Consider the following 15,205-nt stretch of genomic DNA (forward strand, 5'->3'; position numbering starts at 1 on the left):
GCTGTCAGCTACGAGACGCTTCGACAAGCCATAAGGACGACTGGGCGACACGTGAGATTTCGGTGGTGGTGTAGGTCTTGTCCGGCTGCAAAAGGGTCGTCGGCACGCGACACGCCTGCAGGAACGCCACCAGCAACGCGGACTTGACCGCAAAATTCATGTTTTGTGCATCCGGCACACTGGACGTCACCATGCCGATCACCGCCCCGCCACTGTCAAACAGCGGGCTGCCACTGGAGCCTGGTTGAATGGGCGCGGTGAACTGCAACAGGCTGGCATCGCTGTGCAGGCCAAACAGGCTGGAGATACCGCCTTGGGTCACTTGCAGGCTGCCGCCGGAAATCGAGGCCAGCGGGTAACCCAGCGCCACGACGTTATCGCCGGCTTCGCAGCCCGGCCCCTGGCGAAACGGCAGAACACTCAGCGGCGAGGCGCCCTGCACACGCAGCAAGGCGATGTCGTTGCGCCGGTCGACCACCACCGGCTCAACCTTGTAGCGGCCCTCCAGCGAGGTGATATACAGCACGCTCATATCTTCGATGACATGCGCGCAGGTCATCAGGTGCGCAGGGCCCACTACAAAGGCGGTGCCGGTGGCCGACTGGTGACGGTGCGCGTCCTGCCCGCCGCCCTGGCTGCCACGGCGCGGATGGAAGTCACTGACTTCCAGGCCGATCTTGCGGCCGAACGCGGCCAGGCCATAGGCCGAGCCCTCGCTCAGGGCGCGGAACTTCCATTGATCGTTGCGGCGGTAGAACTCGCCGATGATGATCGACGCTTCGCCGTACTCGCGCAGTTCAAGCGAGTACTCGATACCCGTGTCGATCTGCAGGTGCAGGCTGGCCACTTCGCTGATCGGACCGGCAGCGGCATAGACATAGACCATCAGCAGAACGCGGTCACTGCCGGCTGGCAGACCATTGAGCGTCAGCGAGCACCCCACATCCTGCGGGCCGCCACTCCATTGCATCCACGACTGCTCGTCATGCAGCAGTGCGGCGGGACCTGTGGGCTGGCGCTTGTCATTGACCGGCAGCAGTGCAACTGCGGCGTACTCGCCAAAGATCGAAGCCTTGCCACTCTTGAGGTTCCACGAGCAACGGTCAGCGGCAAGCGCAATGTTCGCACCGGGTGCAAGAACGGTCATGCCGGTCCTCCTTGATAGGCCGAAGAGAGGTTACAGAGGTTACAAGCGTCTGTGGCCGCTTTACGCATACCCTGCCGGTCGCTGCTTTTACGCGCGCTGACAGGATTCTGCGCATGGGGCGTTACAGTACCACTGATAGCAAAAATCTATTATCACGATCAGGCGAAAGCCCGTACAGCGACGGTGATGGCCTTGACCCGGATATTCTCCTGCCAATATGTTTCCGGTTCTTTCAGGCCCAGGCGACGTGTGGCAAAAATCCCCGGCAGGTTGACCCCGGTTTCACGCGTGTAGCCAATGCCGCCGGAATAGCGCGGGTTGATTTCCAACAGGTGCGGCGTGCCTGCGTCGTCGTCACGGGTCTGCACATTGACCAGGCCGTCGCAGCCGAAATGCTCGGCGGCACGCATGGCCAGGTGCACCGCGGCGCTGTCGCGCTCGAATGTCTGGTTCAGACCCTGCTTGCGGCGTCCGACGCCGGCCACCACCCTGCCCTGTTCGCACACCAGGTCAACCGAGCACTCGCTGCCAGCCATGTAAGGCATGACCAGCATGGGCGCCCGCTCGCCTGGCTGGCGGTAAGCGTGCAGATAGGCTTCGAAGCTGGTTTCCCGGGCATCGGGGTTGGCAAAGCAGCGAAAGGCATCCACACCCGCCTTGAAGCGCCAGAAACCCTGGCCAAAGATCCCTACGGTCGGCTTGATGCACACCTCGCCGCTGGCCGAAAGGGTGTCGAAAGCCCGTTGCAACTGGTCGGCATCGGTCACGGTAATGCCCGGCACACAGGGTAGCCCGGCCTGCTCGGCCGCTGCGGTGAAGCAGCTCTTGTCATCGACCTGGCGAAAGGTCTCGGCTGTCATCCCGCCGGTGACCAGGTCCAGGCCGGCCTCCATGAAGCGCTGGCGATGATTTTCATAGAAACCGCCAATGCGTCCGGCGATCACAACCTTGACGTCTTGCTGCAGGGCGGTGTCGATGATCCATTCAAGGCGTTCGAGGTTGTCCGCCGGCTCCTGCAGTGCCAGGTCGGCCAGTCCGGTAATCTCGGGACGGGCCTGTCGGTGAGAGGCAATGATGCGTACTGAGGCCGGCAATGCCTCGCGTGCACCCATGATCACTTCACGCTGGCTGGATTGCCCTTCAAGGAACCAAATCATGCAACTCTCCGTCGTTTGTAGCCATGCAGATGGCCTTGTCGAATTTTGTAATAACTGTTTTGCTTCAAGATGTTCGGATTAGGGCAAAGTCACGCAATTTTTCATAGGGGAACAATGACATGAAGTGGCTCAAACGGTCGATCTGGCTGGTGGTGGTTCTGGTTATCGGAGTGGGCGCGCTCAGCCTTCACTATCTGCTGCCGCGTCATGACGTGGTGATGATCACCGGGGTAGAGGTCAAGCGCATGGACGCCGACGGGGTGATCAACGCCGAAAACCCGGCAGACGGACCGACACGCGATGTGTATTTCATCAACACCGAGCACCCGGACAACAAGCATGTCGTGGTCTATCGCAACGAGGACACCGGCTGGAGCTTCCCGTGGTACTTCAAGTTCGACTCGGCCGATATCCAGGCCAAGGCGCAAGGTTACTCGCGTGACGCGCAACAGTTGGCAATTATCCGCTATTACGGCTGGCGCATTCAGATCCTGTCGATGTTCCCCAATGTGACAGCGATCGAATCCACCACCAGCCGTGACGAACCGTTCCCGATCTTCAACACGGTCTTCTTCACCGTGCTGTTGGTGCTGGTGCTGATCGTGGCCCTGGCGATCCGTCGGCGCCTGCGCCTGCGTACGCAGCGGGTCGATGGCGTGGTTCGCTAAAGCCGGTTGTTGTCTGCGGGGCGGGATTGGCCTGGCCGCCCCGCAGACGCCACGAACGTTGCATTGCCGCAGAATTCCCGCCACGCAGGCTGATGCCAAGCGCCCGCAAGCTGATAAACTCCCGCGCCTCAATTCCTGCCCGAGGCGCCCTGCATGTCTTCCCTGAATCAGGCGCTCAGCGTCGCCCTCGACCGCCGTCAGTCGTTGCTGGCCGAACTGCATGCCCAGGGCACGGACTGCTATCGACTGTTTCACGGCAGTCAGGAAGGCGCCAGCGGCCTCACCGTCGACCGCTACGGCCCGCAGTTGCTGGTGCAAAGCTTTCATACCCGCCTGGAGCGCGATGCCCTGCTTGATCTGCAGGCCACGGTGCAGGCACGCCTGGACCGTGCGCTGCTGCTGGTCTACAACGACCGCTCCGGCAGCAATTCGCGCATTGACCGCCAGGACAGCGTCTATCAGGCCGAGGATGCAGCCTTGCAGGATCTGGTCGGCCATGAAGGCGGCCTGAACTATCGGGTGCGCGGCCGCCATGCCGGGCAGGACCCCTTGCTGTTTCTGGACCTGCGTAATGCCCGCCAATGGGTGCGACAACACAGCGCCGGCAAGCGTGTGCTGAACCTGTTCGCCTACACCTGCGGCGTGGGGCTCAGTGCCGCCGCCGGGGGCGCCAGCGAGGTCTGCAACCTGGACTTTGCCGAAGGCAACCTGGCGGTCGGTCGCGAGAACGGGGCGCTCAACCCGCAGTTGCCGCCCATGCAGTTCATTCAGTCCGACTATTTTCCGGCCATTCGCCAGATGGCCGGCCTGCCGGTCACCGCCCGACGCGCACAGAAACTGCCCGACTACCCGCGCCTGCAAGCGCGTCAGTTCGACCTGGTGCTGCTCGACCCGCCCGCCTGGGCCAAGAGCGCGTTCGGTACGGTCGACCTGCTGCGCGACTACCAGAGCCTGCTGAAACCTGCGCTGCTGAGCACCGCCGAAGACGGTGTGCTGATCTGCTGCAATAACCTGGCGCGGGTCAGCATGGACGACTGGCGCGAGCAGGTGTTGCGCTGTGCAAGCAAGGCCGGCCGGCCCGTGCGCGAATGGCAGGTGATTCAGCCCGCTGAGGATTTTCCATCCATGGACCACCAGCCACCGCTGAAAACGCTGGTCCTGCAGTTCTGACCCGATAAATATAAGGAATTTTCCTACGCACATGGAAGGCGTTGGCTTGTGAACCCAACGGGCATGTCATACTCCAAGCACCTCCGACAAGAGAGATGCGGTCTCCAATGCCCAGAAGTCTGAAGCGTATTATTGGTGCCCTGGTGGCCGTCCTGGTGCTGTACAGCCTGTTGGGGTTCTTCATCCTGCCGGGCGTTGCCTTGCGCATCGCCAACCAGAAACTGGCCGAATACGCCACCGTGCCGGCCCGGATCGAGCGCCTGGAGCTCAACCCGTACAGCCTTGAGCTGACCGTCTGGGGCTTGAATATCGGCATGCCGGGCAAGGAGCAGGTGGGTTTCGAAAAGCTCTACGCCAACCTGCAACTCGACAGTCTGTGGAGCGGTGCACTGCATCTGCGCGACGTCGAGCTGGTCAAGGCAAAAACCGAGCTGCTGTTCGACAAAAAAGGCCAGTTCAACCTGAGCCGCCTGTTCAAGCTGCCCGAGGCACAACCGACGCCCGAACAGGCAGCCCCCAGCGAGCCGTTCGCACTGCGCATCGAACGCATCAAACTGGTCGATGGCTACCTGCACTTTCGCGATGAACGCCCAAGCGACCCCATCGAATTTCTCTACGACACGCTCAATCTGGAACTGAAGAACCTCAGCACGCTGCCCGAAGACCCCGCCGATGCCACGCTGGTGGCGATCAGTCCCGATGGCGGGCAGATCGACTGGGAGGGGCGTATCGGGCTGGTGCCGGTCACCTCCGAAGGCACGCTGAAAATCACCGACAGCAAGATGAAACTCTGGTGGCCCTATGTGCGTGACGCCGTGCCGCTGGCCTTGCAGGATGGTCGCCTGAGCCTGAGCACGGCCTACAAGCTGAGCCTGGGCAAAAACACCGAGTTGCAACTGACCAATACCCAGGCCAGCGTCGCAGCCCTGGCCATCAATGCCGCCGATGGCCGCTCACTGGTGCGCCTGCAGCAACTGGCAATCAGCGACAGCTCACTGGACCTGGCACGCCAGCAGGTGGTGATTGGCAAGGTCCGCAGCCAGAAACTGGAAACCTGGGCGGCGCGTGAGGCCGATGGGCAACTGGACTGGCAGAAGCTGTTCGCCAGCCCGCCCGGCAAAGGCACCCAACCTGCCGCCAAGCCCGAAGTTGACGCGAAAGCCGCCGAGCCCACGGCCAAGCCTGCTGCGCAACCGGCAGCCGCCAGCAAGCCCTGGCAGGTGCTGGTGCGCGATGTGCAACTGCGCGACTATCAGGTCCATCTGGCAGACCGCGTGCCCGCCGAGCCCGTGATGCTGGAAGTCGGGCCGCTGAATGTGGACATGCAGAATTTCGACAGCCTGAACAAATCGCCCTTCAAGGTGCGGCTGGACACCGGGCTGGGCAAGCAAGGCAAGCTGACGGCCACCGGTGAAGTCAACCTGGCGCCGGTCAAGGCCCGCCTGAAGATCACCAGCCAGGACATCGACCTGCGTGTGGCCCAGGCCTATATCAGCCCGCTGATTCGCCTGGAACTGCGCAGCGGCATGTTCGGTAGCGACCTGACGGTCGACCTGCACAGTACCGAACCGCTGGCGTTCGACATCACCGGCAAGGCTCAGGTCAATCAGCTCCACACCCTGGACACGCTCAAGCAGCGCGACTTCGTCAAATGGGAAAACCTGACCGCCGACAACCTTATCTATCGCCATGGCCAGGACCTGTCGATCGGGCGTGTGGACCTGCAGCAGCCCTACGCACGCTTCATGATCAACGAGGACCGCACCACCAACGTCGATGACCTGTTGATCCCGCAACCGGCCGATGCCAGGCCGGCCACGCGTGAACAACGCACGGCCAGCACCGAACAGCCACTGGGCATCCGCGTCGACCAGATCAATATCAAGGACGGCTCGGCGTACTTCGCTGACTTTACCCTGACGCCGAACTTTGCCACCGCCGTGCAGCAACTCAATGGCCGCATTGGCACCATCGACAACGAATTGGCCAAGCCTGCACCGATCAATATCGAAGGCAAGGTCGACCGCTATGCGCCGGTCACCATCAAGGGCAGCGTCAACCCGTTCGACCCGATGGCCAGCCTCGACATCGCCACCAGCTTCAAGCGCGTCGAGCTGACCACCCTGACGCCCTACTCCGGCAAGTTCGCCGGCTACCGCATTCGCAAGGGTCGCTTGAACCTGGACCTGCATTACCTGATCACCCAGGGCCAGCTCAAGGCGCAGAACAAAGTGCTGGTCGAGCAGCTGCAACTGGGCGAAAAGGTCGACAGCCCCGATGCCGTGGACCTGCCGATCCGCCTGGCCGTGGCCTTGCTCAAGGACACCGAAGGGCGCATTTCCATCGAGTTGCCGCTTGAAGGCGATCTGAACAACCCACAGTTCAGCGTCATGCCCATCGTCTGGCAGACCTTGCGCAACCTGGTGCTGCGCGCCGCACAGTCACCCTTCAAGTTCATTGGCGGCCTGGTCGCCGGCGGGGGGTCGCAAGACCTGGGCACCGTCCTGTTCGATCCCGGCTCCAGCACCCTGACCGCCGAGGCTCGCCAGGCGCTCGACAAGCTGGCTGTGGCACTGAGCGAACGGCCGACCCTGCGCCTGGAAATCGAAGGCACCAGCGCCGCCGGCAGCGACGGGCCGTTGCTGGCCCGCCAGCGCCTGGAGCGCGAATACCAGTACACCTGGTACAAGATCCTGCAGCGCCGTGGCGACAAGGTTCCGGCCAGCGCCAGCCTGTTGGAGGTGCCCGAAGACGAAAAGGCGCCCATGCTCGAAGGCATCTACCGGGCACGGCTCAAGCAGCAGCCACCGGCGCCGTGGGAGCAACTCGACAAGGCCCAGCGCCAGAGCCAGTTGCGCGAGGCATTGCTGCAGTTCTGGGGCAAGAATGAGGTACTGTTGCGTGAGCTGGGCCAGGATCGGGCCAGCAGCATCAAGGATTACCTGGTCGACAAGGGCAAACTGCAGGACGAGCGGGTGTATTTCATCGATGCCCAGCTTGGCAAGGCACAGCCCGATGGCCGCGTGATCACGCCCCTGCACCTGGACAGTGAGTAGTCACGTTTTGAATAACCGTCTCGTATGTTGTGCCCTGCTGATGGCATTGACCGGTGCCGGCATGGGCCTGGCACAGGCCTCGACCCTGCGCTGCAACAGCCATCTGGTCAGCGTGGGCGACCACGCCTTCGAGGTGCAGAAGAAATGCGGCCAGCCGGCCAGCCAGGCCACGCTTGGCTCGCGCAAAAGCTACAACAGCACCTACCGTCGCTCCGAGCAGGTCGACATCGAGGAATGGGTCTACGGCCCCGACCACGGCATGTACCGCTACCTGCGTTTCGAGGGCGGACGCCTGGTGCGTATCGAGAGCAAGCGCGGCTGATTATCTGCCGCCCACAATAGAACAGGCCCCGACTCGAAAGCCGGGGCCTGTAATGGCCACATCCCTGTGGCCGGTCGCATGAACCTTCTCACCAGCCGAGCACCTTATGGGCACCCGGCTGTATTTCAGAGGGTCATCATCGATTCTTGCTTAGTCAGCTTTCAGACCATCAGCCGAAACAGCGGTAACACCCTTGATGTTCTTGGCGATCATCACAGCCTGCTTTTTCTGGGCTTCGGTCACGGTGACTTTCGAAGACAGAGCCACGACGCCTTTGTTGGTTTCAACTTCGATGTCCGAGCCTGGAATGCCTTTTTCGGTCAGCAGGTCAGCCTTGACCTTGGTGGTGATCCAGGTGTCGCTGCCTTCTTGCTTGGCATTGTCAACGGTGTCGTTGGCGGCCAGCATGATGGGCGCCTGGGTAGCCTGGTTGGCGGTCTGGGCGAATGCGCCACCGGCCATGGTCAGAGTCAGGGCAGTGGCAGCAGCGATAGCGAACTTCTTCATACGATAACTCCTGTTTTTCTCAAAAACTGCGTGAGCATTACTACGCAGGGTTAACAGGTATATCGCAAGCGCTGTGCCAGCTTTGGCCGACCTATAAAACCCATATAAATCAATAAGTTAATAAATATCTAAAAACTGCCGATCGTGCAGTTTGCCCGTTTCGCTGTCGTGCACGCATGCAAGTTGCAAGTTTTCCCAAAGGCACGTGGCCATCACAAAGACCGTGGCACCGATCACCTTGTAGACCGCCGAAAAACACCCATAAAAAAATCCGCAGCCATTGCCGGCCTGCGGATTTTTCAGACAGCCCGGCGTCACGACGACGCCGGCTGGCAGGGTTACATCAGACGCCGGAAGCCTTGGCAGCCGCCACGTCCTTGATCGACAGCTTGATACGGCCGCGGTTGTCCACGTCCAGTACCAGCACTTCGACTTCCTGGCCTTCTTTCAGGATGTCGGTCACTTTCTCGACCCGAGCGTCGCTCAGCATCGAGATGTGAACCAGACCGTCCTTGCCCGGCAGGATGTTGACGAAGGCGCCGAAGTCGACGATGCGCTCGACCTTGCCGACGTAGATCTTGCCGATCTCGGCCTCTGCGGTGATGCCCAGGACGCGCTGGCGAGCGGCCTCGGCCGCTTCCTTGGTTTCACCGAAGATCTTGATGGTGCCGTCGTCTTCGATGTCGATCGACGCCTTGGTTTCTTCGCAGATGGCGCGGATGGTGGCGCCGCCCTTGCCGATGACGTCACGGATCTTGTCGGTGTCGATCTTCATCGCGATCATGGTCGGCGCGTTGGCCGACAGCTCGCTGCGGGCCTGACCGATGATCTGGTTCATCTGGCCGAGGATGTTCAGGCGAGCTTCCAGGGCCTGGCCCAGGGCGATCTCCATGATTTCTTCGGTGATGCCCTTGATCTTGATGTCCATCTGCAGCGCAGTGACACCCTTGGCCGTACCGGCGACCTTGAAGTCCATGTCGCCCAGGTGGTCTTCGTCACCCAGGATGTCGGTCAGGACGGCGAACTTGCCACCTTCCTTGACCAGGCCCATGGCGATACCGGCCACGGGTGCCTTGACCGGCACACCGGCGTCCATCAGGGCCAGCGAAGCACCGCAGACCGACGCCATCGAGCTCGAACCGTTGGACTCGGTGATTTCCGAAACCACGCGGATGGTGTACGGGAATTCGTCGGCGCTTGGCAGCATGGCCTGGACGCTGCGACGGGCCAGACGGCCATGACCGATTTCACGGCGACCGGCGCCGCCCATGCGACCACACTCACCGACCGAGAACGGCGGGAAGTTGTAGTGCAGCATGAAGGCGTCTTTTTTCTCGCCTTCAAGGGTGTCGAGCAGCTGTGCGTCGCGGGCAGTGCCCAGGGTTGCAACAACCAGGGCCTGGGTTTCGCCACGGGTGAACAGGGCCGAACCGTGGGTCTTCGGTAGCACGCCGACTTCGATGTTCAGCGGGCGCACAGTGCGGGTGTCACGGCCATCGATACGCGGCTTGCCGTTGACGATGTTCTCGCGCACGGTGCGGTATTCGATTTCGCCGAAGGCGGCCTTGATTTCGCTGGCAGACGGGCTGCCCTCTTCCACAGCCAGCTTGGCCACGATCTGCTCGCGCAGTTCGCCCAGGCGTGCATAGCGGTCAGCCTTGACGGTGATGGTGTAGGCGTCGGAGATCGCGTCGCCGAACTCGGCACGGATGGCGCCCAGCAGCTCGGTGGCTTCCGGCTTTGGCTGCCAGTTCCACAGCGGCTTGGCGGCTTCGGCGGCCAGTTCCTTGATGGCGTTGATCACCACCTGGAACTCGTCATGGGCGAACAGGACGGCGCCCAGCATCTGGTCTTCGGTCAGCTCTTTGGCTTCGGATTCGACCATCAGCACGGCTTCGGAGGTACCGGCCACGACCATGTCCAGGCTCGAAGCCTGCAGTTGCTCGTAGGTCGGGTTCAGCAGGTAGCCGGTGCTTTCATGAAACGCGACACGGGCGGCGCCGACAGGACCGTCGAAAGGAATGCCGGAGATGGCCAGGGCGGCCGAGGTGCCGATCATCGCCGCGATGTCCGGATCGGTCTTCTTGCTGGTCGAAACGACGGTGCAGACAACCTGGACTTCGTTCATGAAGCCTTCAGGGAACAGCGGACGGATCGGACGGTCGATCAGTCGCGAAGTCAGGGTTTCCTTCTCGGAAGGACGGCCTTCACGCTTGAAGAAACCGCCAGGGATCTTGCCGGCGGCGTAGGTTTTTTCCTGGTAGTGCACGGACAGCGGGAAGAAGCCCTTGCCCGGGTCTGCCTGCTTGGCACCCACGACAGTGACCAGCACGCTGACGTCGTCATCAACGGTGACCAGGACGGCGCCGGAAGCCTGGCGGGCAATACGGCCTGTCTCCAGGGTTACGGTCGACTGACCGAATTGAAACTTCTTGATTACCGGGTTCACGGTTTCCTACCTTCTTTGTTGACTTTGGGGGAACTGGTTTCTTGCGAATTCTTGGGCCGGGCGGGGAGTCGGCCCCGATCAGGCTCCAGATAAAACTTGAGGCTGGAAGCCTGCCTGGTTCACCGGTTAAACCGGTGAGCCTGACAGACAACCAACCTCAGATTCCTGACCGCCCATGCGTTTCGGATCTCATCTGCGATTGCCAGCCTCGGCAAGCGACATCATCGAAAAGAACCACACGGGCCGGAACAGGAGACGTGCCACATCGCAATTAGCGACGCAGGCCCAGACGACCGATCAGGGCGCTGTAACGGCTGACATCTTTACCCTTCAGGTAGTCCAGCAGCTTGCGACGCTGGTTTACCATGCGGATCAGACCACGACGGGAGTGGTGATCTTTACCGTTGGCCTTGAAGTGACCCTGCAGCTTGTTGATGTTGGCGGTCAGCAGTGCAACTTGCACTTCTGGCGAACCCGTATCACCTGGAGCTTGCTGGTAGTCGGTTACGATTTGAGCTTTATCTTCAACGCTGAGTGCCATGTGGGCAATCCTTCATGTCAAGGAAACGCCTTTGTTCAAGACGATTCCAACAGGCCGAGGGCAGTGCCTCGTATTAAAAAATGAGATGTGACCGTGCCTGTTGACAGCCACCCTCGCCCTCGCTCGGACCGGACAAGCCGGTCGTTGCGCGGGTTTTCGGTCATTCCGACCGAATCAGCCGACGCGGCGCAATGCGCCCATCATCGCTTACTTCACCGATTCCGATGAAGCGTCCTTCATGATCCTGCACCCGGACCATACCGAATTTCGGTGCATCCGGGGCTCTCACGGGCTGCCCGTGCAACCAGTAGAACGAACTGTGTTCGGAAAACTGCAGCAGTGGCCAGTCTTGCAACCCGCTGTCGGAGGGCATCAGGAAGCGGTCGATCGCTTCGTTGCCGCCTTCGGCATGGGCCTGCTCGAGTTCTTCGAGCGTCACCGTCTGGGCCAGCGTGAACGGGCCGGCCTGGGTACGGCGCAGTTGCGCCACATAGGCACCGCAGCCCAGTTGCTCACCAATATCTTCCACCAGGGTACGGATATAGGTGCCTTTGCTGCAATCGACGGACAGTGTGGCGGTCTCGCCTTCGCTCGCCAGCAATTCCAGGCGCGCAATAGTAACAGAACGCGCCTCGCGCTCCACTACTTCCCCTGCACGCGCCAGCTTGTACAAGGGCTGGCCATCACGCTTGAGCGCCGAGTACATCGGCGGTATCTGGCTGATTTGCCCACGAAATCCTGGCAATACGGCGTCGATATCGGCGCGACCAACGGTCACGGGCCGGGTTTGCAAGACGTCCCCTTCGGCGTCGCCGGTGGTCGTAGTCTTACCCAACTGCATGACAGTTTCGTAGGATTTGTCCGAATCGAGCAGGTATTGCGAGAACTTGGTGGCCTCACCGAAGCACAGTGGCAAGACACCGGTGGCCAGCGGGTCGAGGCTGCCGGTGTGTCCGGCCTTCTCGGCATTGAGCAACCAGCGCACCTTTTGCAAGGCCGCATTGGAGGTGAACCCCAGGGGTTTGTCGAGCAGGATGATCCCGCTGACGTTACGACGGATACGTTTGACCTGGGCCACCCGTTACTCCTTGGAATCGTCTGAAGCGGCATCGCCCTGATGGTGGCTGTCTTCGGCCACGGCACGCTCGATCAACGCCGAAAGGTGGGCACCACGCACCACGCTTTCATCGTAGTGGAAATGCAGTTGCGGCACGCTGCGCAGCTTCATTTCACGGCCCAGCTGCATGCGCAGGAAACCGGCGGCGGTGTTGAGCACCTTGAGGCTTTGCGCAATGGATTCGGCGTCGTCCTGGCCCATCACGGTGACGTAGATCTTGGCGTGGCCGACATCGCGGCTGACATCCACGGCGGTGACGGTGACCAGACCGACACGCGGGTCCTTGACTTCACGGCGGATCAGTTGAGCCAGCTCGCGCTGGATCTGGTCGCCGATGCGTTGGGTACGGCTATATTCTTTGGCCATGCTTGATACCTGTTACTGACCCGGGCGCAAACCCTGACGGTCTGAAAGCGGCAAACGCCCGGCCTGACGCGTGTCAGACCGGGCGTTGCGTTCAGCTCGCGACACGGTGCCAGGCACCGTGTCCGAAGCCTGCGGTTTAGAGGCTACGAGCCACCTGGACCTTCTCGAAGACTTCGATCTTGTCACCGACCTTGACGTCGTTGTAGCTCTTGACGCCGATACCGCATTCCATGCCATTACGCACTTCAGCAGCGTCGTCCTTGAAGCGGCGCAGCGATTCCAACTCACCTTCGAAGATGACGATGTCTTCACGCAGTACACGGATCGGACGGTTACGGTAGACCGTACCTTCAACCACCATGCAGCCTGCGATCGCACCGAACTTCGGCGAACGGAACACGTCACGCACTTCGGCGATGCCCAGGATGTTCTCGCGAACATCGCTGCCCAGCATGCCGGTCAGGGCTTTCTTGACGTCTTCGATGATGTCATAGATCACGTTGTAGTAACGCATGTCCAGACCTTCCTGCTCGACGATCTTGCGCGCACCGGCATCGGCACGCACGTTGAAGCCGAACAGAACAGCGTTGGAGGCCAGTGCCAGGTTGGCGTCGCTTTCGGTGATACCACCGACACCGCCACCAATGACGCGGACCTGCACTTCATCGTTACCCAGACCACCCAGGGCACCTTGCAGCGCCTCGAGCGAACCACGGACGTCGGATTTGAGGACGATGTTGAGCGTCTTCTTCTCTTCCTGACCCATGTTCTCGAAGATGTTTTCCAGCTTGCCGGCGTGAGCGCGAGCCAGCTTGACTTCACGGAACTTGCCTTGACGGAACAGCGCGACTTCACGGGCTTTCTTCTCGTCAGCCAGTACGGTCATCTCGTCACCGGCTTCCGGTGTGCCGTCCAGGCCGAGAATCTCGACCGGGATCGACGGACCGGCTTCCTTCACAGGCTTGCCGTTTTCGTCGAGCATGGCGCGGATGCGGCCGAAGTTCGAGCCGATCAGGGCCATGTCGCCCTGGCGCAGCGTACCGTCCTGAACCAGAACGGTGGCGACAGGACCACGGCCCTTGTCCAGGCGCGATTCGACGACAACACCACGGCCTGGCGCCGATGGCGTGGCCTTGAGTTCCAGGACTTCGGCCTGCAGCAGGACGGCTTCGAGCAGTTCGTCGACACCGGTACCCATTTTGGCGGAAACCGGAACGAACGGCGTATCACCGCCCCACTCTTCTGACGTCACGCCGTAGATCGACAGTTCGCTGCGAATGCGATCCAGGTCTGCACCCGGCTTGTCGATCTTGTTCACCGCGACCACCAGCGGCACGCCAGCCGCTACGGCGTGCTGAACAGCTTCGATGGTTTGCGGCATCACGCCGTCGTCGGCCGCGACCACCAGGATCACGATGTCGGTCGCCTTGGCACCACGAGCACGCATGGCGGTAAACGCCGCGTGACCCGGGGTGTCGAGGAAGGTGACCATGCCGCGCTCGGTTTCTACGTGGTAGGCACCGATGTGCTGGGTGATACCACCGGCTTCGCCAGCAGCGACCTTGGCACGACGAATGTAGTCGAGCAGGGACGTCTTGCCGTGGTCAACGTGACCCATGACGGTCACGACCGGCGCACGGGAGAACGTCTCGCCTTCGAACTTCAGGGACTCGGCCAGGGACTCTTCCAGGGCGTTGTCGCTGACCAGCGTGACCTTGTGGCCCAGCTCTTCGGCGATCAGGTGGGCAGTTTCCTGGTCCAGCACCTGGTTGATGGTCACCGGGGTGCCCATCTTGAACATGAACTTGATGACTTCGGCTGCCTTGACGGACATCTTCGCGGCCAGTTCGCCCACGGTGATGGTTTCGCCAATGGCCACGTCGCGGATGACCGGACCGGTCGGCGCCTGGAAGCCATGCGCATTGCGCTTCTTCAGCTTCGACTTGCCACGGCCGCCACGGCGGAAGCCGTCGCTTTCTTCATCGGTGGTACGCGGAGCAACACGGACTGCAGGGGCCTTGTCCTTGCTCGACGGACGATTCGGAGCGCCTTTGCGCTCGCCATCGCCACGCGGGGTGCGGTCGTCGCCACCACGAGAAGGGGCTTTGTCTGGACGGCGCTCTTCGCGCTTGCGCACTTCGATCGTCGTCGGGGCCGGGGCACCGTTGGCATTGGCCGCGCCAGATGCTTCACGAGCCGGCTCAGGCGTTGCAGCACGAGGTGCTGGCGCTTCGGCAGGCTTGCTGGCCGGAGCCTGAGCGGCCGGGGCAGCAGCAGGCTGGCGGCGGCTTGGGTCGTCACCACGACGCTTGGCTTCTTCAGCCTCGGTTTTTTGACGCGCTGCGTTTTCTGCCGCACGACGTTCTTCCAGCTCGCGCTTGCGCTCGGCTTCGATTTCTTCGGCGCTGCGCTGCACGAAGACTTTCTTCTTGCGCACTTCAACGCTGATGCTCTTGCTACCGGCAACACGCAGGGTGCTGGTGGTCTTGCGCTGCAAGGTGATCTTGCGCGGTTCTTCCACTTTAGCCTTGTGGCTGCTTTTCAAGTGAGTCAGCAACGATTGCTTCTCACTGTCGGACACTTGTTGCTCGGCGGCGGTGTGCGGCAGACCTGCCTCACGCATCTGCTGCAGCAGGCGCTCTACCGGTGTTTTGACCTCATCGGCCAGTTGTTTCACCGTGACTTGCGTCATGCACTTCTCTCCT

The 15,205-nt window shown here is 61.5% G+C and carries 12 protein-coding genes; 4 read left to right on the forward strand and 8 right to left on the reverse strand.

Going from position 1 to position 15,205, the window contains the following annotated elements:
* Window positions 1-4: 4 nt before the first annotated feature.
* Complete coding sequence (locus DGA31_RS02545; protein WP_109511420.1) at window positions 5-1,147, reverse strand: trypsin-like peptidase domain-containing protein; 1,143 nt, start codon at window positions 1,145-1,147, stop codon at window positions 5-7.
* A gap of 158 nt (window positions 1,148-1,305) precedes the next feature.
* Entirely contained in the window at window positions 1,306-2,304 is a 999-nt protein-coding gene (locus DGA31_RS02550; protein WP_109511421.1) for an ATP-grasp domain-containing protein, read from the reverse strand.
* Window positions 2,305-2,423: 119 nt separating this feature from the next.
* On the opposite strand from DGA31_RS02550, the gene DGA31_RS02555 reads away from it, so the two are divergent.
* The 4 genes from DGA31_RS02555 (at window position 2,424) to DGA31_RS02570 (ending at window position 7,520) form a co-directional block, all read left to right on the forward strand.
* Window positions 2,424-2,972, forward strand: coding sequence for a DUF1523 family protein (locus tag DGA31_RS02555; RefSeq protein WP_056834049.1), 549 nt, complete (start codon window positions 2,424-2,426; stop codon window positions 2,970-2,972).
* A 153-nt stretch (window positions 2,973-3,125) separates the two neighbouring features.
* Complete coding sequence (locus tag DGA31_RS02560) at window positions 3,126-4,142, forward strand: class I SAM-dependent rRNA methyltransferase (RefSeq protein ID WP_109511422.1); 1,017 nt, start codon at window positions 3,126-3,128, stop codon at window positions 4,140-4,142.
* Window positions 4,143-4,249: 107 nt separating this feature from the next.
* Window positions 4,250-7,198: a DUF748 domain-containing protein gene (locus DGA31_RS02565; protein ID WP_109511423.1), complete on the forward strand. Its 2,949-nt coding sequence runs from the start codon at window positions 4,250-4,252 to the stop codon at window positions 7,196-7,198.
* A 40-nt stretch (window positions 7,199-7,238) separates the two neighbouring features.
* The gene (locus DGA31_RS02570) at window positions 7,239-7,520 is read left to right on the forward strand and encodes a DUF2845 domain-containing protein (RefSeq protein ID WP_056834043.1); all 282 of its coding nucleotides are present in this window, start codon (window positions 7,239-7,241) and stop codon (window positions 7,518-7,520) included.
* Window positions 7,521-7,670: 150 nt separating this feature from the next.
* Here the strand turns inward: DGA31_RS02570 and DGA31_RS02575 are convergent, their stop codons facing one another.
* The 6 genes from DGA31_RS02575 to infB form a co-directional block, all read right to left on the reverse strand.
* The gene (locus DGA31_RS02575) at window positions 7,671-8,027 is read right to left on the reverse strand and encodes a BON domain-containing protein (RefSeq protein WP_109511424.1); all 357 of its coding nucleotides are present in this window, start codon (window positions 8,025-8,027) and stop codon (window positions 7,671-7,673) included.
* Between the two features lie 343 nt (window positions 8,028-8,370).
* Window positions 8,371-10,476, reverse strand: coding sequence for a polyribonucleotide nucleotidyltransferase (pnp, locus tag DGA31_RS02585; protein ID WP_109511426.1), 2,106 nt, complete (start codon window positions 10,474-10,476; stop codon window positions 8,371-8,373).
* 271 nt (window positions 10,477-10,747) lie between these two features.
* Window positions 10,748-11,017, reverse strand: coding sequence for a 30S ribosomal protein S15 (rpsO, locus tag DGA31_RS02590; RefSeq protein WP_056834037.1), 270 nt, complete (start codon window positions 11,015-11,017; stop codon window positions 10,748-10,750).
* Between the two features lie 160 nt (window positions 11,018-11,177).
* Window positions 11,178-12,095, reverse strand: coding sequence for a tRNA pseudouridine(55) synthase TruB (gene truB, locus DGA31_RS02595; protein WP_056834035.1), 918 nt, complete (start codon window positions 12,093-12,095; stop codon window positions 11,178-11,180).
* Between the two features lie 3 nt (window positions 12,096-12,098).
* Window positions 12,099-12,500, reverse strand: coding sequence for a 30S ribosome-binding factor RbfA (gene rbfA, locus DGA31_RS02600; protein ID WP_056834033.1), 402 nt, complete (start codon window positions 12,498-12,500; stop codon window positions 12,099-12,101).
* 136 nt (window positions 12,501-12,636) lie between these two features.
* Window positions 12,637-15,192 carry a translation initiation factor IF-2 gene (gene infB / locus DGA31_RS02605; protein WP_109511427.1) on the reverse strand — a complete coding sequence of 852 codons (2,556 nt, stop codon included), beginning with the start codon at window positions 15,190-15,192 and terminating at the stop codon, window positions 12,637-12,639.
* Window positions 15,193-15,205 lie beyond the last annotated feature (13 nt).

Origin of the sequence: Pseudomonas ovata (assembly GCF_003131185.1) — a bacterium.
In the GTDB taxonomy this organism is placed as follows: Bacteria; Pseudomonadota; Gammaproteobacteria; order Pseudomonadales; family Pseudomonadaceae; genus Aquipseudomonas; species Aquipseudomonas ovata.

Coding starts and splice junctions, on each gene's coding strand:
- DGA31_RS02545 (WP_109511420.1), bottom strand. CDS start 1,147: ATGACCGTTCTTGCACCCGGTGCGAACATTGCGCTTGCCGCTGACCGT.
- DGA31_RS02550 (WP_109511421.1), bottom strand. CDS start 2,304: ATGATTTGGTTCCTTGAAGGGCAATCCAGCCAGCGTGAAGTGATCATG.
- DGA31_RS02555 (WP_056834049.1), top strand. CDS start 2,424: ATGAAGTGGCTCAAACGGTCGATCTGGCTGGTGGTGGTTCTGGTTATC.
- DGA31_RS02560 (WP_109511422.1), top strand. CDS start 3,126: ATGTCTTCCCTGAATCAGGCGCTCAGCGTCGCCCTCGACCGCCGTCAG.
- DGA31_RS02565 (WP_109511423.1), top strand. CDS start 4,250: ATGCCCAGAAGTCTGAAGCGTATTATTGGTGCCCTGGTGGCCGTCCTG.
- DGA31_RS02570 (WP_056834043.1), top strand. CDS start 7,239: ATGGCATTGACCGGTGCCGGCATGGGCCTGGCACAGGCCTCGACCCTG.
- DGA31_RS02575 (WP_109511424.1), bottom strand. CDS start 8,027: ATGAAGAAGTTCGCTATCGCTGCTGCCACTGCCCTGACTCTGACCATG.
- rpsO (WP_056834037.1), bottom strand. CDS start 11,017: ATGGCACTCAGCGTTGAAGATAAAGCTCAAATCGTAACCGACTACCAG.
- rbfA (WP_056834033.1), bottom strand. CDS start 12,500: ATGGCCAAAGAATATAGCCGTACCCAACGCATCGGCGACCAGATCCAG.
- infB (WP_109511427.1), bottom strand. CDS start 15,192: ATGACGCAAGTCACGGTGAAACAACTGGCCGATGAGGTCAAAACACCG.